This window comes from Mycolicibacterium gadium (assembly GCF_010728925.1).
In the GTDB taxonomy this organism is placed as follows: Bacteria; Actinomycetota; Actinomycetes; order Mycobacteriales; family Mycobacteriaceae; genus Mycobacterium; species Mycobacterium gadium.
The window spans coordinates 595,530-618,734 of the sequence record NZ_AP022608.1; the positions used below are offsets into that span (position 1 = coordinate 595,530).

Consider the following 23,205-nt stretch of genomic DNA (forward strand, 5'->3'; position numbering starts at 1 on the left):
CTCTAGGCTGCCTTAACGCGTCCGCGCGCCGGACGCAGCCCCGCCAACGAGAACGTCGTGTGCACCAAAGACCCTGCTCGGTCGAGCAGGGACTTGCGTGGCGGCACGTAATGCATCGGCAGGCCGTGGCGATCGCGTGGCGGCGCCATGAAGCTTGGCGCCTCGACCAACGGCGCGTCTTCGGGGAGCTTGCCCTCGGCGCGACGATAGGCGGCCAGCGCGCGTGGATGAAGTCGAATCTCGTCGGGCACCGCGACGAACGCCAACTCGACGAGCTTGCCGAAGATGCGCAGCAACACTTCGTCGCCCGGCGTCCAGCGCATGCCGGCCTTCTCGCGCACGGCGGGATCGAAGAGCCCCGCGGCGATCCAGCGCTGCGCGCCGACCATCGGCTTGAAGAGTTGATCCCAGATCGGCGTCGGCATCAACACGAACCACGGCTTGGGGATTCGGATCGAGAAGATGTCGAGTGTCGCGCGGTTGATCTCCAACTCGTCGCGGCACTTGGCGTCCCAGTACTCGCAGAAGTCCTCCCACGTGTCGGGGACCGGTCGCATGCTCATGCCGTACATCCGGTACCACTGCACGTGTTCGTCGAACAGCTGACGCTTCTCGGCCTCGGTGAGCCCGCCGCAGAAGTACTCGGCGGTCTTGATGATCAACATGAAGAACGTCGCGTGCGCCCAATAGAACGTATCGGGGTTCAACGCGTGGTAGCGCCGGCCTTCGGCGTCGACGCCCTTGATCGTGTTGTGGTAGCTCTTGATCTGCTGCCCGGTCTGCGCGGCGCGGTCACCGTCGTAGACGACGCCCATGATCGGGTACACCGAGCGCGCGACGCGTTGCAGTGGCTCGCGCAGCAGGATCGAATGGTCTTCGACGCCCGCGCCGAGTTCGGGATACATGTTTTGGATCGCCCCGATCCAGACGCCGAGCATGCCGGTCCGCAGGTCGCCGAAGTACTTCCACGTCAGCGAGTCGGGGCCGAGCGGGTCGTTGTCGGCATGCCGTCTGATGCTGGTTGCCGTCGATGTCGATTTCAGGGCCATCGGTTTCCTCCGCCGTTAGACCCTCACGATAAACTTGACAACGCACGTTGTCTACGATTTGCCAGGCGTGGCGGCCACAGTGTTATTCACCCTCCACGTGTGCTCCACTAGGCTGTGACCAGCTGGTTTATTCGCGTTTCGCCGCTCAAACTAGGCTTGTGCCCGTGGATGAGGTCGAGTCGATCGACGAACGATCTGGCGGGCAGTCATCCGGGCCCGTCGCCTGGCTGAAAAGCACCAACCACAGCCCGTCCGTCATCGCCTTCCTGCGCCGCGCCCGGCGTGCGCTCCCCGGGGACCCCGAGTTCGGAGATCCACTCTCGGCGTCCGGTGAAGGCGGCCCCAGAGCCGCCGCCCGCGCGGCCGATCGACTGCTGCATCGCGAGGCGGCGTCACGCGAAGTGAGCCTCGGCGCGCTGCAGGTGTGGCAGGCGCTGACCGAGCGGGTGTCGGGCAAGCCGGCCTACCGTGAGGCGACGATCGTCTTCACGGACCTGGTGGGATTCTCCGCCTGGTCGCTGAGCGCCGGCGACGACGCCACCCTCAAGCTTCTGCGCCGCGTCTCACAGGTAGTCGAGCCACCCCTGCTGGAGGCCGGCGGCCAGATCGTCAAGCGCATGGGCGACGGCATCATGGCGGTCTTCCTGCGGCCTACGACGGCGGTCGCCGCCGCCGTCAAGGCGCGGGATGCGGTGAAATCCCTTGACGTGGGCGGCTACACCCCGCGGATGCGCGTCGGGATCCACACCGGCCGGCCGCAGCGAATCGGCTCGGACTGGCTGGGCATCGACGTCAACATCGCTGCACGGGTGATGGAGCGGGCGACCAGGGGAGAGTTGGTGGTGTCCCAGGCGACGCTGGACGGTCTTTCGGCTGAGGACCTCGACGCCCTGGGGGTCGACGCCAAGCGGCTGCGCAAACAGGTCTTTGCGCACAAGCAGGACGGGGTGCCCGCCGATCTCGTCATGTACCGGCTGAAATCGCGAAGACCGTCACCGGGTGACGCCGACCTGGACGGCTACCCCTCGGGCGAGTAGCCCCACCTGCCACGCATATGATCGCCGGGTGGCTGATCAGCCAATAGACCTGTCTGAAGAAGCGTTGACGAAGGCTGTCAGCGCGGCTCGGCATGCCTTCGACGCGGCGAATGACCTCGACTCTCTTGCCCGCGCCAAGACGGAGCAGCTCGGTGACCGCTCACCGATTGCGCTCGCGCGCCAGGCGCTCGGCTCGTTGCCCAAGGCCGACCGCGCCGACGCGGGCAAGCGGGTCAACGTGGCGCGTACCGAGGCGCAGCAGGCCTACGACGAGCGCCTCGCGGCTTTGCGGGCCGAGCGCGACGCCGCCGTGCTGGTCGCCGAGCGCATCGACGTGACCCTGCCGTCGACCCGGCAGCCGGTCGGGGCCCGTCACCCGATCACGATCCTGGCCGAGCATGTCGCCGACACGTTCGTCGCGATGGGCTGGGAGCTCGCCGAGGGGCCCGAGGTCGAGACCGAGCAGTTCAACTTCGACGCGCTCAACTTTCCGCCCGACCACCCGGCCCGCAGCGAGCAGGACACCTTCCATGTCGCGCCCGACGGGTCGCGGCAGGTGCTGCGCACCCACACCTCACCGGTCCAGATCCGGGCGCTGCTCGAGCGCGAGCTGCCCGTCTACATCATCTCGATCGGCCGCACCTTCCGCACCGACGAGCTGGACGCCACCCACACCCCGGTCTTCCATCAGGTGGAGGGGCTGGCCGTCGACAAGGGGCTGACGATGGCCCACCTGCGCGGAACGCTCGACGCGTTCGCCCGTTCCGAATTCGGACCCGAGGGTCGTACGCGGTTTCGTCCGCACTTCTTTCCGTTCACCGAACCGTCGGCCGAGGTCGACATCTGGTTCCCGAACAAGAAGGGCGGCCCCGGCTGGGTGGAATGGGGCGGCTGCGGCATGGTCAATCCGAACGTGTTGCGCGCCTGCGGTATCGACCCAGAGGTCTACAGCGGATTCGCGTTCGGCATGGGATTGGAGCGCACCCTGCAGTTCCGCAACGGTATCCCCGACATGCGTGACATGGTCGAGGGCGACGTGCGCTTCTCGCTGCCGTTCGGGGTTGGAGCCTGATGCGCCTGCTCTACAGCTGGCTGCGCGAGGTCGTCCAAGCCGGTGCTCCCGGCTGGGACGTGTCAGCCGAGGAACTGGAACAGACCCTGATCCGCATCGGTCATGAGGTCGAAGATGTCCTTCCCGTCGGGCCGGTCACAGGGCCCTTGACGGTCGGCCGGGTCGACGAGATCGAGGAACTGGCCGAGTTCAAGAAGCCCATCCGCGCGGTCAAAGTCGATGTGGGTGAAGCCGAGCCGCGTGACATCGTCTGCGGGGCAACCAACTTCGCGGTCGGCGACCTTGTCGTTGTGGCCCTGCCAGGTTCCGTGCTGCCGGGTGACTTTGCCATCGCCACCCGCAAGACGTACGGCCGCACCAGTGACGGCATGATCTGTTCGACCGCGGAACTCAACCTCGGCTCCGATCATTCCGGCATCCTGGTGCTGCCGGAGGGTACGGCAGAGCCCGGCACGCCGGCCGCCGACGTCCTCGGTCTCGACGACACCGTGTTCAACCTGGCGATCACCCCGGACCGCGGCTACTGCCTGTCGGTGCGCGGAATGGCCCGTGAGATCGCCAACGCGTACGACCTCGACTACGTCGACCCGGCCGACATCGCGCCCCTGCCCGCCGAAGGTGAGGCACTGCCGCTGACGATCGACGGGGGCACCGGGGTGCTGCGCTTCGGGTTGCGTCCGGTCACCGGCATCGATCCGAAAGCGGTGTCGCCGTGGTGGATGCAACGACGGCTACTGCTGTCCGGCATCCGGGCCATCTCGCCGGCCGTCGACGTGACCAATTACGTGATGCTCGAGATCGGGCATCCGATGCACGCACACGATCGCAGCCTGATCACCGGCGGCTTCAGGGTCCGGTTCGCCGAACCGGGGGAAACCGTCGTCACGCTCGACGACATCGAACGTCGCCTCGACCCTGCCGACGTGCTCATCGTCGACGATGTCGCCACCGCTGCGATCGGCGGCGTGATGGGCGCGGGCACCACCGAGGTTCGCGACAGCACCACCGATGTGTTGCTCGAGGCCGCGGTATGGGACCCCGCCGCAGTGTCGCGCACGCAGCGGCGTCTGCACCTGGCCAGTGAGGCGGGCCGTCGCTATGAACGGGCCGTCGATCCGGCGATCTCCGTCGCCGCACTGAATCGCTGCAGCACGCTGCTGGCCGAGATTGCCGGGGGCACAGTCGAACCGACGTTGACCGACTGGCGTGGAGATCCCCCTCGTGAGGACTGGTCGCCTGCGCCGGTCAGCATGGCGGTCGACCTGCCCGACCGCATGGCCGGTGTGGAGTACGCGGTCGGTACCACCGAGAAGCGCCTCACTCAGATCGGCGCCCGTGTCGTCGTGAGCGACGGTCAGGTGACCGCGACACCACCCAGTTGGCGCCCCGACCTCCGTCAGCCCGCGGACCTCGTCGAGGAGGTATTGCGGCTGGAGGGCCTCGAGGTCATCCCATCGGTGCTGCCGCTCGCACCGCCGGGCCGCGGTCTGAGCCCCGCGCAGAAGCGGCGCCGCGCGATCGGAAAGTCGCTGGCGCTGAGCGGCTATGTCGAGATCCTGCCGACCCCGTTCCTGCCCGCGGGAATCTTCGACCAGTGGGGCTTGCCCGCCGACGACCCGCGCCGGTCCACCACGCAGGTGCTGAATCCGTTGGAAGCCGATCGGCCCCATCTGGCCACCACTATTCTGCCGGGACTGTTGGAAGCCTTGGGGCGCAATGTGTCTCGCGGAGCGGTGGATGCCGCATTGTTCGCTATCGCTCAGGTGGTCGAGCCGACAACGGAAACCCGTGCAGTGGAACGTATTCCGATTGACCGTCGGCCGACCTCCGACGAGATCGCGACGCTCGACGCCTCGCTGCCGCGTCAGCCGCAACACGTCGGCGCGGTTTTGACGGGGCTGCGCGAGCCCGCGGGCCCGTGGGGGCGGGGCAGGCCCGTGCACGCCAGCGACGCGTTCGAGGCGGTGCGCGTCATCGCCCGTGCCGCAGGCGTAGAGCTCACACTGCGATCCGCCCAGCACCTGCCCTGGCATCCTGGCCGATGTGCCGAGGTGGTCATCGGCGATGCCGTCGTCGGATATGCGGGCCAGTTGCACCCCGCCGTCATCGAGCGGTCCGGTCTGCCCGCAGGCACCTGTGCCGTCGAATTGGACCTCGATGCGATCCCGCTCACCGAAACGCTTCCCGCGCCCGCCGTATCGCCGTTTCCAGCGGTGTTCCAGGATGTCGCGCTCATCGTCGGCGAGGACGTCGCCGCGCAGGCCGTGATCGATGCCGTTCGCGAGGGTGCGGGTGAACTGCTGGAGGACGTACACCTGTTCGACGTCTACACCGGCCCGCAGATCGGTGAAGGGCGCAAGTCGCTGGCGCTGGCGCTGCGGTTCCGGGCCACCGACCGCACGCTCACCGAGGACGAGGCGAGCGCCGCCCGGGACGGTGCGGTCCAGGCGGCGGCCGATCGTGTGGGGGCAGAGCAGCGCCGCTGATTTCGGAGTGGTGCCGTCGATTCCGGAGTAGGAACGTAGCCATGATCGAGGTACTGCAGGACATGCCCGCCGGCGTTGCGGGAATTCGCGTTTCGGGCAAGGTGACCGGCGAGGAGATGATCGAGTTCAAGCCCGAACTGGAGAAGCTGCTCGGCGGTGAGGACGTCCGGATCGTCGAGGTCATCGCGCCCGACTATGCGGGCTTCGGACGGGGAGGGCTGGTCGAGGACCTCAAGCAGGGGTTCGGCACCCTCATCAACCATCGGTCGACGTTCAAGCGCATCGCGATCGTCACCGACAAAGAGTGGGTCGCGCACACCGTGCATGTAGTGGGCTGGATGGTGCCCGGTGAACTCGAAGTGTTCGGCCTCGACGACCTCGAACGAGCCAAGGAATGGGCCGCCGGCTGATTCCGCCGGCGTCGCGGAGGAAAGGCCGGCATGGTCGAGACGGGGGAGCGGCCGCGCACTTCGGTAGACGGCATCGCGATACTCGCGATGTTTCTGATGGTGGTCGCCTTCACTTACAACGACGAAATCGTCGACCTCGCCTACGCCGGTGCGGGCGGCTATGTCTCGTATTCGCGGTGGATCGTCTTCCTGGTCGATACCGCGATTGTGTTGTGTGCCGCCGGGCTCAAATGGCGCATGGAGGCCCGGGAGCAACTGGGCGGGACGATGTCGTGGCAGGAGTTCCTGCCGAGGTTACTGCACGGCCCATGGCCGCTGGGGGCGGCGCTGATGGTGGTGCTTCACGTCGCGATGGCGTTCCTCCCGCTCAATCTCGGGGTGGACATCGTGCTGTCGATGTTGTTCACGGTCTCGATGAGCCTCGTGCTGGTGGCCGTCCTGGACGTCGGGTCGTCCGGCGGGCGCGGTCTCGGACGCAGAGACTGGATCCTGCCGCTGCTTGTCGGCACGCTGGTCGTTCAGGTCGCATCCGCGTTGTGGTTTCCGGTGCTCAACATCGAAGGGGAGTGCGCAGATACCGTTTCGACCGACTTCTTCGCGCAGATGGTGCAGGTCATACCCATGCTGCTGGTGACCCTCGGCATCGAATTGGGTTTCCTGCGGCGGTCGTCGCCCCTGCGCACCCTCGGCCAGCGAGCGGCGCCGATCCTGACCGTCGTGATGCTCTGCGTCGCCGAGATGATGAGCTTTTCCATGCTGGTCGTATCCGATCGCACCGCCTGCGGGGTGGCAGCGACGATGCACGAGTTCGCGGCCTTCGTGCTCAGCGTCCAGGCGACCGCGATCGCCCTGGTGACGCTGGTCTGGCTGCTGCTGACGGACCGCAATCATATGAATTTGCATGAGGATGCATAACCATGCAGAATCGCGTGCATGACTTCCGTCGCTGTGGCCGGTGCCAGCGGATATGCAGGTGGGGAGATCCTGCGATTGCTGCTGGGGCATCCCGCGTATGCCGACGGGCGGCTGACGATCGGCGCCCTCACCGCGGCCGCAAGCGCCGGCACCCTGCTCGGTGAGCATCACCCGCACCTGCTTCCGCTGGTTGGCCGCGCGCTCGAGGCCACCGACGCCGACACCCTGAAGGGCCACGATGTGGTTTTTCTGGGGCTTCCGCACGGTCATTCCGCAGCCCTGGCGGACCAACTCGGCAGCGAGACTGTCATCGTCGACTGCGGTGCCGATTTCCGCCTCACCGATGCCGGGGCCTGGGAACGGTTCTACGGGTCGTCGCACGCAGGCAGCTGGCCGTACGGCCTGCCCGAGCTGCCCGGCGCCCGTGACCGGCTGCACGGCGCCACCCGGATCGCCGTTCCGGGTTGTTATCCGACCGCGGCCCTGCTCGCGCTGTGGCCCGCGATCGCCGAGGGACTTGTCGAGCCCGCGGTCACCATCGTCGCCGTCAGCGGCACATCGGGTGCCGGGCGCGCCGCCAAGACAGACCTGCTCGGCTCCGAGGTCATCGGATCCGCGCGCGCCTACAACGTCGGCGGCAAGCACCGACACACCCCGGAAATCGCACAGGGCCTCAAGGCCGTCACCGACAAGGGCGTCACAGTGTCGTTCACCCCGGTGCTCATCCCGACCTCGCGCGGCATTCTGGCCACCTGCACCGCCAAGACCACCACACCGCTGTCGCAGATCCGCAGCGCCTACGAGAAGGCTTATGACGCCGAGCCTTTCATTCATCTGCTCCCTGAGGGTCAGTTGCCCAAGACCGGCGCGGTGATCGGGAGCAACGCCGCTCAGCTCGCGGTCGCCGTCGACGAGGACGCCTCGACGTTCATCGGCATCGCGGCGATCGACAACCTCGTCAAGGGCACCGGTGGGGCCGCGGTGCAATCGATGAACCTTGCGCTGGGCTGGCCGGAGACGGAAGGACTTTCGATCGTGGGCGTGGCGCCGTGACCGAGCTATCCGACACCGCGCGGCTCATCCGCACTCAGGGTGTCACCGCCCCCGCCGGCTTCCGGGCCACCGGAATCGCCGCGGGCATCAAGGCTTCCGGCGCGCTCGACCTCGCGCTGGTCTTCAACGAGGGACCCGACCACGCCGCCGCAGCCGTGTTCACCCGCAACAAGGTGAAGGCCGCGCCGGTGCTGTGGTCGCAGCAGGTGCTCACCACCGGGCGGCTGCGTGCCGTCGTGCTGAATTCCGGCGGCGCGAACGCCTGCACCGGGCCGCTGGGCTTTCAGGACACTCACGCCACCGCAGAGGCCGTCGCCGCGGCGCTTTCCGACTGGGGCACCGAGACCGGGGCGATCGAGGTCGCCGTGTGTTCCACCGGGCTCATCGGCGACCGGCTGCCGATGGACAAGGTGCTGGCGGGCGTCACCGAGGTCGTCCATGAGATGGCCGGCGGGCTGACCGGCGGCGAAGAGGCCGCACGGGCCATCATGACCACCGACGCGGTGCCGAAACAGGTTGCGCTGCACCATAGTGACAATTGGACGGTGGGTGGGATGGCCAAGGGCGCAGGGATGCTGGCGCCGTCGCTGGCGACCATGTTGTGCGTCATCACCACCGACGCCGTCGCCAGTTCGGATGCCCTCGATCAGGCGCTACGCAAGGCGACCGCCATGACATTCGACCGGCTCGATGTCGACGGCAGCTGTTCCACCAACGACACGGTTCTGCTGCTTGCCTCCGGCGCCAGCGAGATCGCCCCCAGCCAAAGCGATCTCGACGACGCGGTCCTGAGGGTCTGCGACGACCTGTGCGCACAACTGCAGGCCGACGCCGAAGGGGTCACCAAACGCATCGTCGTCACCGTGACAGGAGCCGAGTCCGAAGAGGATGCTCTGACGGCGGCCCGCGTGGTGGCTCGCGACAGCCTCGTCAAGACGGCGCTCTTCGGGTCCGATCCCAACTGGGGCCGCGTACTGGCCGCGGTGGGGATGGCGCCGGTCGTGCTGGACGTCGATCGGATCAGCGTGTCGTTCAACGGCTTTGCCGTGTGCGTTGACGGCGTCGGAGCACCAGGTGCCCGTGACGTGGACCTGTCCGGCGAAGAGATCGACGTCACCATCGATCTGGGCGTCGGCAATGACCGGGCGTCGATCCGGACGACCGACCTGTCCCACGGATACGTCGAAGAGAACTCGGCCTACAGCTCATGACACTCGCGACGCCCGTCAAGGCGCAGATACTCGCCGCCGCCCTGCCGTGGCTCAAGCAGTTGCACGACAAGATCGTGGTGGTGAAGTACGGCGGCAACGCGATGACCGATGACACCCTCAAGACCGCGTTCGCCGACGACATGGTGTTCCTGCGCAATTGCGGCATCCATCCCGTCGTCGTCCACGGCGGCGGTCCGCAGATCAGTGCGATGCTCAAAAAGCTCGGTATCGCAGGTGATTTCAAGGGCGGATTCCGCGTCACCACACCCGAGGTGCTCGACGTGGCCCGGATGGTGCTGTTCGGACAGGTCGGCCGCGAACTGGTGAACCTGATCAATGCACACGGTCCGTACGCCGTGGGCGTGACAGGCGAAGACGCGCATCTTTTCACCGCCGTGCGGCGCGACGTGACCGTCGACGGGGTGGCGACCGACATCGGCCTCGTCGGTGACGTCGAAAAGGTGGACGCGGATTCGCTGCTCGATCTCATCGACGCAGGCCGCATCCCGGTGGTCTCGACGATCGCACCCGATGCCGAAGGCGTGGTGCACAACATCAACGCCGACACCGCGGCGGCCGCGCTGGCGGAGGCGCTGGGAGCTGAGAAGCTGGTGGTGCTCACCGACGTGGAGGGCCTCTACACCGACTGGCCCGATCGCGGTTCGCTGGTCAGTGAGATCGACACGGCCGCATTGACTCAGCTGCTACCCAAACTGGAAGCCGGCATGGTGCCCAAGATCGAGGCCTGCCTACGTGCCGTATCGGGCGGTGTGCCGAGCGCACACGTCATCGATGGCCGCGTCGAGCACTGTGTGCTGGCTGAGCTATTCACCGATGAGGGGACGGGGACCAAGGTGGTGAGCGCATGACCCTCGCGCAGCGCTGGGAAGCCGTGATGATGGACAACTACGGAACGCCGCCGCTGACTTTGGTCAGCGGAGACGGTGCCGTGGTGACCGACGCGGACGGCAGGTCATATCTCGACTTGGTGGGCGGTATCGCGGTCAACATCCTCGGTCATCGGCATCCCGCCGTCATCGAGGCCGTCACCCGCCAGCTCAACACGCTGGGGCACACGTCGAATCTCTATGCCACCGAGCCCGGCATCGCACTGGCCGAAGCGTTGGTCGGACTGCTGGGTGTCGACGATGCGCGGGTGTTCTTCTGCAACTCCGGCACTGAGGCCAACGAGGTTGCGTTCAAGATCTCGCGGCTCACCGGGCGCACGAAACTCGTTGCCGCACAGGGCGCATTCCATGGCCGGACGATGGGATCGCTGGCTTTGACCGGCCAGCCGTCGAAGCAGGAGCCGTTCGCTCCGCTGCCCGGCGACGTCACCCATGTGCCGTACGGCGACGTCGAAGCGCTCGACGCCGCGGTCGACGACCAGACGGCGGCAGTGTTCCTCGAGCCGATCATGGGCGAGGGCGGCGTCGTGACTCCACCCGCCGGATACCTGGTGGCCGCCCGGGAGATCACCGCGGCACACGGCGCGCTGCTGGTGCTCGACGAGGTGCAGACCGGAATGGGCCGCACCGGAGCATTTTTCGCGCATCAGCACGACGGCATCACGCCCGACGTCGTCACGCTCGCGAAGGGTCTTGGTGGCGGACTGCCGATCGGCGCCTGCATCGCGACCGGTGAGGCCGCCGGGCTGCTGACCCCGGGCATGCACGGCAGCACGTTCGGCGGCAATCCGGTCTGCACGGCGGCGGCACTGGCGGTGTTGCGGGTGCTGGCCGACGACGACCTTGTCGGGCGCTCAGGTGTTCTCGGCAAGTCGCTGCACCACGGAATCGAGTCGCTTGGGCATCCGGCCATCGACCATGTGCGTGGTCGCGGGCTCATGCTCGGCGTCGTCCTCACCTCCGAGGTGGCCAAGCCGGTCGAGGTCGCGGCACGGGAGGCCGGGTTCCTCGTCAACGCCCCCGCCGCGAACGTGATCCGACTCGTCCCACCGCTGATCCTCACCGACGCGCAGGTCGACGACTTCCTCGGTGCGCTTCCCGGTGTGCTCGACACAGCCGCGGGGTCTGCGCGATGATCCGCCACTTCCTTCGCGACGACGACCTCACACCCGACGAGCAGGCCGAGGTGCTGGCGCTGGCCGCGGAGCTGAAGAAGGCGCCATTCAGCCGGCGCCCGCTCGAGGGTCCGCGCGGCGTCGCGGTGATCTTCGACAAGAACTCGACGCGCACGCGGTTCTCGTTCGAGATGGGCATCGCTCAACTCGGCGGTCACGCGGTGGTGGTCGACGGCCGCAGCACGCAGCTCGGTCGCGACGAGACACTGGAGGACACCGGGCGGGTCCTGTCACGGTATGTCGAGGCGATCGTCTGGCGCACATTCGGACAGGATCGGTTGACCACCATGGCTTCTGGGGCGTCGGTGCCGATCGTCAATGCGCTGTCCGACGAGTTCCACCCCTGCCAGGTGCTGGCCGATCTACAGACGCTCGACGAACGCGTGGGCACCCTGAACGGTCTGCGGCTGACCTATCTAGGCGACGGTGCCAACAACATGGCTCACTCGTTGATGCTGGGCGGGGTCACCGCAGGCGTCCACGTCACCGTCGCCGCTCCAGCCGGTTTCGAGCCGGACCCGCGATTTGTCACGGCCGCCAACGAACGGGCCGCCGACACCGGCGCCTCGGTGACGGTGACGGCCGATCCGGAGGCCGCCGCCGACGGTGCCGACGTGCTCGTCACCGACACGTGGACGTCGATGGGTCAGGAGAACGACGGCCTGGACCGGGTGGGACCGTTTCGACCCTTCCAGATCAACACCGGTCTCGTCGAACGTGCGAAGCCGAATGTGATTGTTCTGCACTGCCTTCCGGCGCACCGTGGAGACGAGATCACCGATGACGTGATCGATGGCGTGCACAGCGCGGTGTGGGATGAAGCCGAGAACCGGCTGCACGCCCAGAAGGCCCTGCTGGTTTGGTTGATGGAGCGGTCGGGTGACTAGCGCCGCTACCCGCGCAGGTCGGCAGGCTCGCATCGTGTCGATCCTGTCGTCGCAGTCGATCCACAGCCAGAGTGAGCTGGCGTCGATACTCGCCGACGAAGGGATCGACGTCACCCAGGCGACGCTGTCACGGGACCTGGAGGAACTCGGTGCGGTCAAGCTGCGCGGCGCCGACGGTGGCGTCGGGGTGTACGTCGTGCCCGAGGACGGCAGCCCGGTTCGCGGCATCTCCGGTGGCACCGAACGGATGTCGCGACTGCTCGCCGATCTGTTGGTCTCCACGGATGCCAGCGCCAACCTCGCGGTGCTGCGAACGCCGCCGGGAGCCGCGCACTACCTTGCCAGCGCGATGGATCGCGCTGCGCTGCCGTACGTTGTGGGCACAGTGGCCGGCGACGACACCATCTTGGTGATCGCACGTGAGCCGATGACCGGTGCCGAACTCGCGGCGAAGCTTGAAAGCATTCAACACAGAGGAGATTAGGTATGTCGAAACCGGGGTCCGAGCGCGTCATCCTGGCGTATTCCGGTGGTCTGGACACCTCGGTCGCGATCAGCTGGATCGGCAAGGAGACCGGCAAAGAGGTGGTTGCTGTGGCCATCGACCTGGGCCAGGGCGGCGAGGACATGGAGGTGGTCCGGCAGCGGGCCATCGACTGCGGCGCGGTCGAGGCGGTCGTCGTCGACGCCAGGGACGAATTCGCCGAGCAGTACTGTCTTCCCGCGATCCAGTCCAATGCGCTGTACATGGACCGCTACCCGCTGGTGTCGGCACTGAGCCGCCCTCTGATCGTCAAGCATCTCGTGGCGGCCGCACGCGAGCACGGCGGAGGTATCGTCGCGCACGGCTGCACCGGCAAGGGCAACGACCAGGTGCGCTTCGAGGTGGGATTCGCCTCGCTGGCACCGGATCTCGAGGTGCTCGCCCCGGTCCGCGACTATGCCTGGACCCGGGAGAAAGCCATCGCGTTCGCCGAGGAGAACGCCATCCCGATCAACGTCACCAAGCGCTCGCCGTTCTCGATCGACCAGAACGTCTGGGGCCGCGCCGTGGAGACCGGCTTCCTCGAGCACCTGTGGAACGCGCCGACCAAGGACGTCTACGACTACACCGAGGACCCTACGGTCAACTGGAACACGCCCGACGAGGTCATCGTCGGATTCGAACGCGGCGTTCCGGTTTCGATCGACGGCCGCGACGTCAGCGTGCTGCAGGCCATCGAGGAACTGAACCACCGCGCAGGTGAGCAGGGCGTCGGCCGGCTCGACGTCGTCGAGGACCGCTTGGTCGGCATCAAGAGCCGGGAGATCTACGAAGCCCCGGGTGCGATGGTCCTGATCACCGCGCACACCGAACTCGAGCACGTCACGCTGGAGCGCGAACTGGGACGGTTCAAGCGCGGCACCGACCGCAAGTGGGGGGAGCTGGTGTACGACGGTCTCTGGTACTCGCCGTTGAAGGCGGCGCTCGAGGCGTTCGTCGCCAAGACCCAGGAGCATGTGTCCGGCGAGATCCGGATGGTGTTGCACGGCGGGCACATTGCGGTCAATGGGCGGCGCAGTGCCGAGTCGCTGTACGACTTCAACCTCGCGACCTACGACGAGGGCGACACCTTCGACCAGTCGTCGGCCAAGGGCTTCGTGCACGTGCATGGACTGTCGTCGAAGATCTCCGCGCAACGGGACCTGGCAGGCCGGTAGGCATGAGCACCAACGAGGGCTCACTGTGGGGCGGCCGGTTTGCCGACGGTCCATCGGACGCCCTTGCGGCGCTGAGCAAGTCGACGCACTTCGACTGGGTGCTGGCGCCCTATGACATCGCGGCGTCGAAGGCGCATGCGCGTGTGCTCTTCCGGGCCGGGCTGCTCACCGAGGAGCAGCGCGACGGCCTGCTCGTCGGCCTGGACAACCTGGCCTCCGATGTCGCTGACGGCAGCTTCGGACCGCTGGTGACCGACGAAGACGTCCACGGTGCCCTGGAGCGTGGCCTCATCGACCGGGTCGGCGAGGAACTGGGCGGTCGGCTGCGCGCGGGACGTTCGCGAAACGATCAGGTGGCCACCCAGTTCCGGATGTGGCTGCGCGACGCAGTCAGGCGCGTCGCCGACGGGGCGCTCGAGGTGGTTTCGGCGCTGGCGACTCAAGCCGCGGCGCATCCGACGGCGATCATGCCGGGAAAGACGCATCTGCAGTCGGCACAGCCGATCCTGTTGGCGCATCATCTGCTCGCGCACGCACATCCGCTGCTGCGCGACGTCGACCGCATCGCCGACTTCGACAAGCGGGCCGCCGTGTCGCCGTACGGATCGGGTGCCCTGGCCGGATCGTCGCTCGGGCTGGATCCCGACGCGATCGCCGAGGAACTCGGCTTCGACGCGGCGGCCGACAATTCCGTCGACGCCACGGCGTCGCGTGATTTCGCCGCCGAGGCGGCGTTCGTGTTCTCGATGATCGCCGTCGACCTGTCGCGCCTCGCCGAAGATATCATCCTATGGAGCACAACCGAATTCGGTTACGTGACGCTGCACGACTCCTGGTCCACGGGCAGCTCGATCATGCCTCAGAAGAAGAACCCGGACATCGCAGAGCTGGCCCGCGGCAAATCGGGCCGCCTGATCGGCAACCTCACCGGGCTGTTGGCGACCCTGAAAGCGCAGCCGCTGGCGTACAACCGGGATCTGCAGGAGGACAAGGAGCCGGTGTTCGACTCCGTTCTCCAACTCGAACTGCTGTTGCCTGCCATGGCGGGCCTGGTCGCGACGCTACGGTTCGACGTCGACCGGATGGCCGAACTGGCCCCGCTCGGCTACACGCTGGCCACCGACGTCGCCGAATGGCTGGTGCAGCGGGGAGTGCCGTTCCGGGTGGCGCACGAGGCCGCAGGCGCCGCCGTACGTGCCGCCGAAGCTCGCGGCGTCGGCCTCGAGGATCTCGAGGACGTCGAGCTGACGGGCATTCACCCGGAGCTGACACCTCGGGTTCGCGAGGTGCTCACCATCGACGGGTCGGTGAATTCCCGGGACGCCAGGGGAGGCACCGCGCCCATCCAGGTCGCCAAACAGCTCGGTGCCGTCCGCGCGACGAGCGACCGGCTGCGGCTGCGGCTGCGGCGTTAGTCGTCGGCGGCGGCGGCGGCCAGCCAAGCCTCTTCGAGAGATTCCTTGCGCGCCAGCATTTCCTGCAACTCGGCATTGAGTTCACCGGCCCGCACGTGATCGGCGGCCGCCTCGGCCATCGATTCGTGCACCGCGACGATCCGCTCGTCGAGCTTGGCGAGTTGACCCTGGATGCGCGCCATCTCCTTGCCCGCCCGCCGTTCCCGCGCCGACGCCGATTCATTGCGCTGCGATTCGGTGCGCACCGGTTCGGGGGAGACCGCGGCCGCCCGCTCCGAGAGGTACTGCTCGACACCGCCGGGCAGCAGATCACACCGTCCACCGCCGGTCAGCGCGTACGTGACATCGGAGACCCGCTCGAGAAAGTACCTATCGTGCGTCACGACGATCAGCGTCCCCGGCCAGCCGTCGAGATAGTCCTCGATCACGGTCAGGGTGTCGATGTCCAAATCGTTGGTGGGCTCGTCGAGCAGCAGCACGTTGGGCTCGTCGAGCAGCAACCGCAGGAACTGGAACCGCCGCCGCTCGCCGCCCGACAGGTCCCCCAACCGCGTCGTCAACTTGTCTCCGGTGAACCCGAAGTCCTCGAGCAGTGACGACGCACTGACCTCCCGGCCACCCGCCAGTTCCGTAGAACGGCGTGACCTTTCGACCGCATCGAGCACGCGGTCGGTGGGGTCCAACTCGATCAGGGCCTGACTCAGGTAGCCGATCTTGAGTGTCTTTCCCTGCTTGAAGGTGCCGGCGGTGGGGGTGAGCTCGCCGGCCAAGAGCTTCAGCACGGTCGTCTTACCGGTGCCGTTCACGCCGACGAGACCGATGCGCGCGCCAGGCCCGATGGACCAGTCCAGCTTGTCGAGAATCACTTTGTCGCCGGCCTCGAGGCGCACACGGTGCAGATCGAAGACGTCCTTACCCAGTCTGGCGGTCGCAAAGCGTTGCAGAGCAAGGGAATCCCGCGGCTCCGGTTCGTTCGCGATGAGGTCGTTGGCCGCCTGGATGCGGAACTTCGGCTTCGATGTCCGCGCCGGCGGACCCCGCCGCAACCACGCCAGCTCCTTGCGCATCAGATTCTGGCGACGCGCCTCGACCCCGGCGGCCAACCGCGCACGCTCGGCGCGAGCCAGCACATACGCCGCGTATCCGCCGTCGTAGGCGTCGACGGTGCCGTCGTGCACCTCCCACGTCTTGGTGCACACCGCGTCGAGGAACCACCGGTCGTGGCTCACCACCACCAACGCCTTGGCGCGTCGCGCCTTCAAATGATCCGCCAGCCAACCGATGACCTCGACGTCCAGATGGTTCGTCGGCTCGTCGAGCACGATGACGTCGTGACCGGCGATGAGTTCGGTCGCCAACGTCACCCGTCGCCGCTCACCGCCGGACAGCCCGCCGACCTCGCGGTCCAGGTCGACGTCCGAGAGCAGACGGGACACGACGTCGCGGGTGCGAGATTCGGCGGCCCAGACATGGTCGGGCCGGCCGCCGACGATCACGTCCCTGATGGTCGCGCCGCTGAAGTCGTCGCTCTGGCGCAGGTACCCCACCGACAGCCCCGAGGTGTGGGTCACCCGGCCGGAGTCGGGCGCACGGGTGCCCGTCAGTACCTGCAGCAGCGTCGACTTGCCGTCGCCGTTGCGTCCCACGACCCCGATCGCGTCGCCGTCGTCGACTCCGAGGCTGACGGCGTCGAGCAGCGTGCGGGTGCCGTACCCGACGCTCGCGCGTTCCACATTGATCAGATTCGCCATCGCGCCCGATGATAGGTGGCCCGCTGTGCGCCGAAGCCGTCGCTCGAGGGCAACCGTCGAACCTGACGGTCATCAACTCGTGCTATGCCATGATCATTGGCAGCAGTCGGGGGATTGGCGAGCTAGGGGAGCGTGCGTTGGTGGACCTGTCCGGATTGACCCGACCAGTGGAACGACTGGTCGCGACCGCGCAAAACGGGTTGGAAGTCCTGCGTTACGGCGGCCTGGAGACCGGAGCCGTGCCGTCGCCGTTTCAGATCATCCAGAGCGTGCCCATGTACCGGCTGCGGAGGTATTTCCCACCCGACGCCAGGCCGGGAGCAAAGCAACCCGGGCCGCCCGTGCTGATGGTGCATCCCATGATGATGTCGGCCGATATGTGGGACGTCACCCGCGACGAAGGCGCCGTCGGCATCCTGCACAAGGCGGGCATCGACCCATGGGTCATCGACTTCGGGTCGCCCGACAAGGTCGAGGGCGGGATGGACCGCAACCTGGCCGACCACGTCGTCGCGCTGAGCGAGGCCATCGACACCGTCAAAGAGGTGACCGGCCGTGACGTCCACCTGGCCGGCTACTCGCAGGGCGGCATGTTCGCCTACCAGACCGCCGCCTACCGGCGGTCCAAGGACCTCGCCAGCATCGTGGCTTTCGGCTCACCCGTGGACACGCTGGCCGCGCTGCCGATGAACCTGCCGGCCAGCCTGGCGCCCGCCGCCGCGGACTTCATGGCCGACCATGTCTTCAGCCGCATGGACATCCCGGGTTGGCTCGCCCGCACCGGTTTCCAGATGCTCGACCCCATCAAGACCGCGCAGTCCCGTATCGACTTCCTCCGCCAGTTGCACGACCGCGAGGCGCTGCTGCCCCGCGAACAACAGCGTCGCTTCCTCGCCTCCGAGGGCTGGATCGCGTGGTCGGGACCCGCGATCGCCGAACTGCTCAAGCAGTTCATCGCCCACAACCGCATGATGAGCGGCGGCTTCTCGATTCATGGCGACCTTGTCACCCTGTCCGACATCGACTGCCCCGTGCTGGCCGTCATCGGTGAGGTCGACGACATCGGTCAGCCGGCGTCGGTGCGCGGGATCAAGCGCGCGGCCCCGAAGGCGGATGTCTACGAATTCCTCATTCGCGCAGGACATTTCGGGCTTGTTGTCGGTTCCAAGGCGTCGACGCAGACCTGGCCCGCAGTCGCTCAGTGGGTCAAGTGGATCGACAGTGCCGGGGATATGCCCGAGGGTGTGACACCGATGGCGTTGCAGCCTGAGGAGCACAGTGAAACTGGTGTCTCGCTGAGCTCGCGGGTGGCGCACGGCGCGAATGCCGCGACGGAAATGGCGTTCAGCATGGCTCGGTCGGCCGCCGGCGCGCTGGTTGCGGCCAACAAATCAGCGCGCGCCATAGCTGTCGAGACGTATCGCACCCTGCCCCGTCTTGCTCGGTTGGGTCAGATCAACGAGCACACCCGAATCTCGTTGGGCCGCATCATGTCCGAGCAGGCCCGCGACCTCCCCAACGGCGAGGCGTTGCTCTTCGACGGCCGGGTCCACACGTACGAGGCGGTCGATCGCCGCATCAACAATGTGGTCCGCGGTCTGATCGGGGTGGGAGTTCGGCAGGGTGCGCATGTCGGCGTGCTGATGGAGACCCGGCCAAGCGCGCTGGTCGCGATCGCCGCGCTGTCGCGCCTGGGCGCGGTGGCGGTGCTGATGCCGCCCGACGCCGACCTGCCGATCGCCGCCCGACTGGGTTCGGTGTCCGAAATCATCACCGACCCCGGCAACCTCGAGGCCGCCCGACGGCTCGACATGCGCGTGCTGGTGCTGGGCGGCGGTGAGGTGCGCGACCTGGATCTGCCCGAAGACGCCGACGTCATCGACATGGAGAAGATCGATCCCGACGCGGTCGACCTGCCCGGCTGGTACCGGCCGAATCCGGGACTCGCGCGGGACTTGGCCTTCATCGGGTTCAGCTCGATCGGCGGTCAATTCGTCGCGCGGCAGATCACCAATTACCGCTGGGCACTGTCGGCGATTGGCACCGCGTCGGCCGCGAACCTCGGACGGGGCGACACGGTGTACTGCCTGACCCCGCTGCACCACCAATCCGGACTGCTGGTCGCGCTCGGGGGCGCGGTGGTGGGCGGATCCCGCATCGCACTGTCGCGGGGTCTGCGTCCGGACCGATTCCTTCAGGAGATCCGCCAGTACGGCGTCACCGTCGTCTCCTACACCTGGGCGATGCTGCGCGACGTCATCGACGACCCGTCGTTCTCGCTCACCGGCAGCCACCCGGTCCGATTGTTCATCGGCTCCGGCATGCCGACCGGTCTGTGGAAGCGGGTGACCGACGTATTCGAACCGGCCCAGATCGTCGAGTTCTTCGCGACCTCGGATGGGCAGGCCGTCTTGGCGAACGTGTCCGGCGCCAAGGTCGGCAGCAAGGGTAGGCCGCTGCCCGGCAGTGGCGAGATCGCTCTGGCCGCCTACGACCCCGACGACGACCTGATTCTCGAGGACGAGCGCGGATTCGTCCGTCGCGCAGAGGTCAACGAGGTGGGGGTGCTGCTTGCCCGTCCGCGGGGACCGATCGATCCGACGGCGTCGGTCAAGCGCGGGGTGTTCGCACCCGCGGACACGTGGGTGTCCAGCGAATACCTGTTCCGGCGCGACGATGACGGCGACTACTGGCTCGTCGAAAGCCGCGGTCAGCTGATCCACACGCTGCGCGGTGTCGTCTACGCCTCGACGGTGAACGACGCCGTCAGCCGCCTCAACGCCGTGGACCTGGCGGTCACCTACGGGGTGGAGACCGACGGCCACTGCCTCGCCGTGACGGCGCTGGCCCTGCGGCCGGGCGGGACCATTCCGTCGGCGGATCTGTCGGAAGCGCTCGCGGATTTGCCGGTCGGCAACCCGCCCGACCTCGTCCACGTGGTGCCTGAGATGTCGCTCAGTGCATCGTTCCGGCCGCTGTTGAGTCCGCTGCGCGAAGCCGGTATCCCCAAGGCGTCCCGTAACGCCTGGTATCTGGACACCGATACGAATCGGTACAAGCGGTTGACCGTCGCGGTGCGCGCCGAGATCGCTGGTGGGTGACTGTGACGGCCGTGCCATGCGGTCGACTCGCTGTTAGGCTCCCGCTGGCGGCAAATCGCCACCGGGCCGGGGAATCAGTGGTCTATCGCGCTGGAGGATTGATGACATCGCAGGCCGGAAATGCCGACGTCAAATGGCGTCGCGCCATCGTTGGCGGGGTGCTCGTCGCGGGTCTGATGTCCGGATTCGGGGTTCCCACAGCGCTCGCCCAGCCTGCGGAGCCGACCGACCCGGCTCCGCGCAGCTGCACCGGCGACGACTGCAAGAAACGGGACGACGGCGAGGCGCAAGCCGCCGGCGGTGAGCAACCGACGATGACCGCTGACCAGGCGCTGATGATCATCCACAACGAGTACAACCTCGGTGATGGCGGTGGTCAGTTGTCGAAGTTGATCGACGACGTACTGAACATGCGCGCCCAGGGCTTCAAGCCGTCCAATGCGAACAAGCAGGCCATCCAGGACGCGCTGGAATACCGGCCGAACCAGACGCCGCTGGTCGAGGCTTTGAAGGCGACGCTTGCCTATCAGCGCAAGCTGCAGGCGCAACAGCAGATCATGGCTCAGCAGCAGGGGCCGGTGGCCGGACCCGTGGCGGTTCTCCCGGGCTCGTCCGTGCAAGCGCCGGCCGGACCCGGCACCATGACCATCCCGCTGGGCTGACGCGCGGCCGTGCTCGACGAAAAACTCCTGAGCATCCTCGTCTGCCCCGAGGACCGCGGCCCGCTGCTCCTAGTGGGCGACGAATTCCTCTATAACCCGCGGTTGCGGCGTGCGTATCGCATCGAGGACGGAGTTCCCGTCCTGCTGATCGACGAAGCCGTCACCATCACCGACGATGCCGAACACAACCGCCTGCTGGAGCGGGCGTCAGGGCAGGCCGGGTAGGTCTCCGGTGAGGTAGCGCTGCAGGTTCGGGCCAATGGTCTCGGCGATCTGCTCGACCGGAAGCAATTTGAACGGATCCAGCTCCAGGATGTAGCGCGCCATCACCACGCCGACCAATTGCGATGCGACGAATTGCACTCGGATCATCCCGCTGCCGGGCGGATCATCAACGCGGGAGCCCACTTCCCTGGCGACAACGTCCTGCAGAAACGATCGAAACAGCGAGATGTCATTGCCGGCCAGAATCGACCTCAAAGTGGCGATGAACCCCTTACCCAACTCGGAGTCCCACAGCGGCAGCAGCAGCGACGGGAGCGTGTGGCCGATCTCCTCGACGGGGATCTGCTGCAGCGGACCGATGATCTGCATCGGGTCGATCGGGATGTGGATCGCCGCGGCGAACAACTGCGTCTTTGTGCCGTAATAGTGATGTACCAGCGCGGGGTCTACGTCCGCGTCCGCGGCGATGGCGCGAATCGAGGTCTTGTCGATCCCGTTGCGGGCGAACAACTCCCGCGCGCTGGTGAGGATGCGCTCGCGGGTATCGGACGTGCCGGGTGGTCGCCCGGGACGCTTACGTTCTGCGTTGGTGGTCAATCCCGTTACGGTGTCCTTCGTCGTAGCGTCGCCGCGGCCAGGCACAGTGCCACGATCGCGAAGCCGATGACGACGACGATATCCCGCACCGCGATGAACGTCGGCTCCGCGTGCGCACCGACCTGTTGCAACGCCTCCAGAGCGTAGCTGGCAGGCAACACGTTGCTGATCCATTGCAGCCAATCGGGCATCACGTCGCGGGGCACGATGATGCCGCACAGCAACAGCTGCGGAGCGATCACCAGCGGCATGAACTGCACCGCCTGAAACTCGGTGCGGGCGAACGCACTACACAGCAGACCCAACCCAACCCCCAGAACCGCGTTGATGATCGCGATGATGAACACCAGGATGGGGCTGCCCGCGGTGTCCAGCCCGAGAAACCAGAACGACACGATGCACGCCAGCGTCGCTTGCGCGGCGGCGGCGATCGAGAACGCGGTGCCGTAGGCGGCCAGCAGGTCCACACGGCGCAGGGGGGTCGTCAGGATCCGTTCCAGCGTGCCTGAAACCCGTTCGCGCTGCATGGTGATCGAGGTGATCAGGAACATCACGATGAGCGGGAACACGCCCAGCATGATGAGGCAGGCGTTGTTGAACGGCGACGGTGCGCCGGGCGGATGTGGTGCGTTCTGGAACATGAAGTACATCAACGCGATGATGAGGCTCGGCACGACGAGGATCATCGCCACGCTGCGGTGGTCGGCGGCGAGCTGGCGCAGGATCCGCGTGGTGGTGGCCAGGTAGGCCTGCGGGCTCAGCCGGCTCGGACTCTTCAGGCTGCGGTGCTGTGCCGGATGACGGACAGGAACGCTTCCTCCAGTGACTGGCATCCTGTGTCCTCTCGTAGCTTCGTGGGTGTGGTGTGTGCGAGGAGATGGCCCTCGCGCATGAGCAGCAGGTCGCCGCAGTGATCGGCTTCGTCCATGACGTGACTGGACACGAGTAGCGTCGTACCCCCGGCGGCGAGCCGGTGGAATTGCTCCCACAGGTCGACTCGCAGCACGGGGTCAAGACCGACGGTGGGCTCGTCGAGCACCAGCAGATCGGGGTGCGACACCAGTGCGCAGGCGAGTGAGGCGCGAGTGCGTTGGCCACCGGAGAGGTTGCCGCACAACGCAGTTCGATGATCGTCGAGCCCCACGGTGGCGATCGCCTCGTCGGCGCTGGCGGTGTCGACTCCCGTCAATGCCGCGAAGTACCGGACGTTGTCGATGACCCTCAGATCGTCGTAGATCGTCGGATCCTGGGTGACGTATCCGACCCGGTGCCGCAGCTCGGCCGATCCGGCCGGGCGGCCCAACACCGTCACGGTGCCCCGTTCGATGATCTGCGTGCCGACGACGCTGCGCATGAGTGTGGTCTTGCCGCATCCGGACGGACCGAGCAGTCCGGTGATGGTGCCGCGCGCGATCCGGACCGTGATGTCCTCCAATGCGACGCGCTTACCCCTGATGACCCGCAGGTTCTCGACGTCGATCGCGGCGTCGGCAGCTCCGCCGGATAATTCACCGTTCGATGAACTCATCATGTGGTGAATAATGCTCCCC

General features: G+C 67.0%; 21 protein-coding genes. 16 read left to right on the forward strand and 5 right to left on the reverse strand.

The genetic code is table 11. The features are described from left to right. Positions 1-2 precede the first annotated feature (2 nt). Positions 3-1,049 carry an oxygenase MpaB family protein gene (locus G6N36_RS02845; RefSeq protein ID WP_163684776.1) on the reverse strand — a complete coding sequence of 349 codons (1,047 nt, stop codon included), beginning with the start codon at positions 1,047-1,049 and terminating at the stop codon, positions 3-5. A 164-nt stretch (positions 1,050-1,213) separates the two neighbouring features. Here G6N36_RS02845 and G6N36_RS02850 point away from each other — a divergent pair, with 164 nt between their 5' ends. The 13 genes from G6N36_RS02850 to argH are packed head-to-tail and all read left to right on the forward strand — an operon-like array spanning position 1,214 to position 15,319. Beyond that, positions 1,214-2,086 (forward strand): adenylate/guanylate cyclase domain-containing protein, encoded by an 873-nt coding sequence (locus tag G6N36_RS02850; protein WP_163684779.1) that lies wholly within the window; start codon positions 1,214-1,216, stop codon positions 2,084-2,086. Between the two features lie 28 nt (positions 2,087-2,114). Then, positions 2,115-3,158 carry a phenylalanine--tRNA ligase subunit alpha gene (gene pheS / locus G6N36_RS02855; RefSeq protein WP_163684781.1) on the forward strand — a complete coding sequence of 348 codons (1,044 nt, stop codon included), beginning with the start codon at positions 2,115-2,117 and terminating at the stop codon, positions 3,156-3,158. Further along, positions 3,158-5,644, forward strand: a complete 2,487-nt coding sequence (gene pheT / locus G6N36_RS02860) for a phenylalanine--tRNA ligase subunit beta (protein ID WP_163684783.1) — start codon at positions 3,158-3,160, stop codon at positions 5,642-5,644. The genes pheS and pheT overlap by 1 nt, the downstream gene beginning before the upstream one ends. Before the next feature lie 41 nt (positions 5,645-5,685). Then, complete coding sequence (locus G6N36_RS02865; RefSeq protein WP_163684785.1) at positions 5,686-6,054, forward strand: SpoIIAA family protein; 369 nt, start codon at positions 5,686-5,688, stop codon at positions 6,052-6,054. Between the two features lie 30 nt (positions 6,055-6,084). Next, the gene (locus tag G6N36_RS02870) at positions 6,085-6,969 is read left to right on the forward strand and encodes a hypothetical protein (RefSeq protein ID WP_163684787.1); all 885 of its coding nucleotides are present in this window, start codon (positions 6,085-6,087) and stop codon (positions 6,967-6,969) included. Between the two features lie 18 nt (positions 6,970-6,987). Next, the gene (argC, locus tag G6N36_RS02875; protein WP_163684789.1) at positions 6,988-8,022 is read left to right on the forward strand and encodes an N-acetyl-gamma-glutamyl-phosphate reductase; all 1,035 of its coding nucleotides are present in this window, start codon (positions 6,988-6,990) and stop codon (positions 8,020-8,022) included. Then, entirely contained in the window at positions 8,019-9,233 is a 1,215-nt protein-coding gene (gene argJ, locus G6N36_RS02880; RefSeq protein ID WP_163684791.1) for a bifunctional glutamate N-acetyltransferase/amino-acid acetyltransferase ArgJ, read from the forward strand. Before argC ends, argJ begins: the two co-directional genes overlap by 4 nt. Then, positions 9,230-10,102, forward strand: coding sequence for an acetylglutamate kinase (argB, locus tag G6N36_RS02885; protein WP_163684793.1), 873 nt, complete (start codon positions 9,230-9,232; stop codon positions 10,100-10,102). Before argJ ends, argB begins: the two co-directional genes overlap by 4 nt. Further along, positions 10,099-11,277 carry an acetylornithine transaminase gene (locus tag G6N36_RS02890; protein ID WP_163684795.1) on the forward strand — a complete coding sequence of 393 codons (1,179 nt, stop codon included), beginning with the start codon at positions 10,099-10,101 and terminating at the stop codon, positions 11,275-11,277. The genes argB and G6N36_RS02890 overlap by 4 nt, the downstream gene beginning before the upstream one ends. Then, entirely contained in the window at positions 11,274-12,203 is a 930-nt protein-coding gene (argF, locus tag G6N36_RS02895; protein WP_163684797.1) for an ornithine carbamoyltransferase, read from the forward strand. Before G6N36_RS02890 ends, argF begins: the two co-directional genes overlap by 4 nt. After that, positions 12,196-12,687, forward strand: coding sequence for an arginine repressor (locus tag G6N36_RS02900; protein WP_163684800.1), 492 nt, complete (start codon positions 12,196-12,198; stop codon positions 12,685-12,687). Before argF ends, G6N36_RS02900 begins: the two co-directional genes overlap by 8 nt. Positions 12,688-12,689: 2 nt before the next feature. Then, entirely contained in the window at positions 12,690-13,904 is a 1,215-nt protein-coding gene (locus tag G6N36_RS02905) for an argininosuccinate synthase (RefSeq protein ID WP_163684802.1), read from the forward strand. Between the two features lie 2 nt (positions 13,905-13,906). After that, positions 13,907-15,319 carry an argininosuccinate lyase gene (gene argH / locus G6N36_RS02910; protein WP_163684804.1) on the forward strand — a complete coding sequence of 471 codons (1,413 nt, stop codon included), beginning with the start codon at positions 13,907-13,909 and terminating at the stop codon, positions 15,317-15,319. Here the strand turns inward: argH and G6N36_RS02915 are convergent. Continuing rightward, positions 15,316-17,070, reverse strand: coding sequence for an ABC-F family ATP-binding cassette domain-containing protein (locus tag G6N36_RS02915; protein ID WP_163684806.1), 1,755 nt, complete (start codon positions 17,068-17,070; stop codon positions 15,316-15,318). The two genes, argH and G6N36_RS02915, sit on opposite strands and share 4 nt — an antisense overlap. A gap of 140 nt (positions 17,071-17,210) precedes the next feature. On the opposite strand from G6N36_RS02915, the gene G6N36_RS02920 reads away from it, so the two are divergent. The 3 genes from G6N36_RS02920 to G6N36_RS02930 all read left to right on the forward strand — a co-directional run bounded on the left by G6N36_RS02920 (position 17,211) and on the right by G6N36_RS02930 (position 21,058). Next, a complete protein-coding gene (locus tag G6N36_RS02920) occupies positions 17,211-20,171 on the forward strand; it encodes an acyl-CoA synthetase (protein ID WP_163684808.1) in 2,961 nt (986 codons plus the stop codon). Positions 20,172-20,272: 101 nt separating this feature from the next. Next, on the forward strand, positions 20,273-20,833 hold the full coding sequence (locus G6N36_RS02925; protein WP_163684810.1) for a hypothetical protein: 561 nt from the start codon (positions 20,273-20,275) through the stop codon (positions 20,831-20,833). A 9-nt stretch (positions 20,834-20,842) separates the two neighbouring features. After that, positions 20,843-21,058, forward strand: coding sequence for a Trm112 family protein (locus G6N36_RS02930; RefSeq protein WP_163684813.1), 216 nt, complete (start codon positions 20,843-20,845; stop codon positions 21,056-21,058). On the opposite strand, the gene G6N36_RS02935 is transcribed toward G6N36_RS02930, so the two are convergent. From G6N36_RS02935 to G6N36_RS02945, 3 genes are read right to left on the reverse strand one after another with little or no spacing between them, the layout of a single operon-like run. After that, positions 21,041-21,655: a TetR/AcrR family transcriptional regulator gene (locus G6N36_RS02935; protein WP_163684814.1), complete on the reverse strand. Its 615-nt coding sequence runs from the start codon at positions 21,653-21,655 to the stop codon at positions 21,041-21,043. The two genes, G6N36_RS02930 and G6N36_RS02935, sit on opposite strands and share 18 nt — an antisense overlap. Positions 21,656-21,660: 5 nt before the next feature. Then, a complete protein-coding gene (locus G6N36_RS02940; protein ID WP_163684816.1) occupies positions 21,661-22,488 on the reverse strand; it encodes an ABC transporter permease in 828 nt (275 codons plus the stop codon). Beyond that, positions 22,431-23,186, reverse strand: a complete 756-nt coding sequence (locus G6N36_RS02945; protein WP_163684818.1) for an ABC transporter ATP-binding protein — start codon at positions 23,184-23,186, stop codon at positions 22,431-22,433. The genes G6N36_RS02940 and G6N36_RS02945 overlap by 58 nt, the downstream gene beginning before the upstream one ends. Positions 23,187-23,205 lie beyond the last annotated feature (19 nt).

Bases quoted from the DNA above. Each gene is read 5' to 3' on its own strand.
- argC (WP_163684789.1), top strand. From the start codon at position 6,988: ATGACTTCCGTCGCTGTGGCCGGTGCCAGCGGATATGCAGGTGGGGAG.
- G6N36_RS02905 (WP_163684802.1), top strand. From the start codon at position 12,690: ATGTCGAAACCGGGGTCCGAGCGCGTCATCCTGGCGTATTCCGGTGGT.
- G6N36_RS02940 (WP_163684816.1), bottom strand. From the start codon at position 22,488: ATGCCAGTCACTGGAGGAAGCGTTCCTGTCCGTCATCCGGCACAGCAC.
- G6N36_RS02865 (WP_163684785.1), top strand. From the start codon at position 5,686: ATGATCGAGGTACTGCAGGACATGCCCGCCGGCGTTGCGGGAATTCGC.
- G6N36_RS02890 (WP_163684795.1), top strand. From the start codon at position 10,099: ATGACCCTCGCGCAGCGCTGGGAAGCCGTGATGATGGACAACTACGGA.
- argH (WP_163684804.1), top strand. From the start codon at position 13,907: ATGAGCACCAACGAGGGCTCACTGTGGGGCGGCCGGTTTGCCGACGGT.
- G6N36_RS02845 (WP_163684776.1), bottom strand. From the start codon at position 1,049: ATGGCCCTGAAATCGACATCGACGGCAACCAGCATCAGACGGCATGCC.
- G6N36_RS02945 (WP_163684818.1), bottom strand. From the start codon at position 23,186: ATGATGAGTTCATCGAACGGTGAATTATCCGGCGGAGCTGCCGACGCC.
- pheT (WP_163684783.1), top strand. From the start codon at position 3,158: ATGCGCCTGCTCTACAGCTGGCTGCGCGAGGTCGTCCAAGCCGGTGCT.
- argF (WP_163684797.1), top strand. From the start codon at position 11,274: ATGATCCGCCACTTCCTTCGCGACGACGACCTCACACCCGACGAGCAG.
- G6N36_RS02915 (WP_163684806.1), bottom strand. From the start codon at position 17,070: ATGGCGAATCTGATCAATGTGGAACGCGCGAGCGTCGGGTACGGCACC.
- G6N36_RS02870 (WP_163684787.1), top strand. From the start codon at position 6,085: ATGGTCGAGACGGGGGAGCGGCCGCGCACTTCGGTAGACGGCATCGCG.
- G6N36_RS02925 (WP_163684810.1), top strand. From the start codon at position 20,273: ATGACATCGCAGGCCGGAAATGCCGACGTCAAATGGCGTCGCGCCATC.
- argB (WP_163684793.1), top strand. From the start codon at position 9,230: ATGACACTCGCGACGCCCGTCAAGGCGCAGATACTCGCCGCCGCCCTG.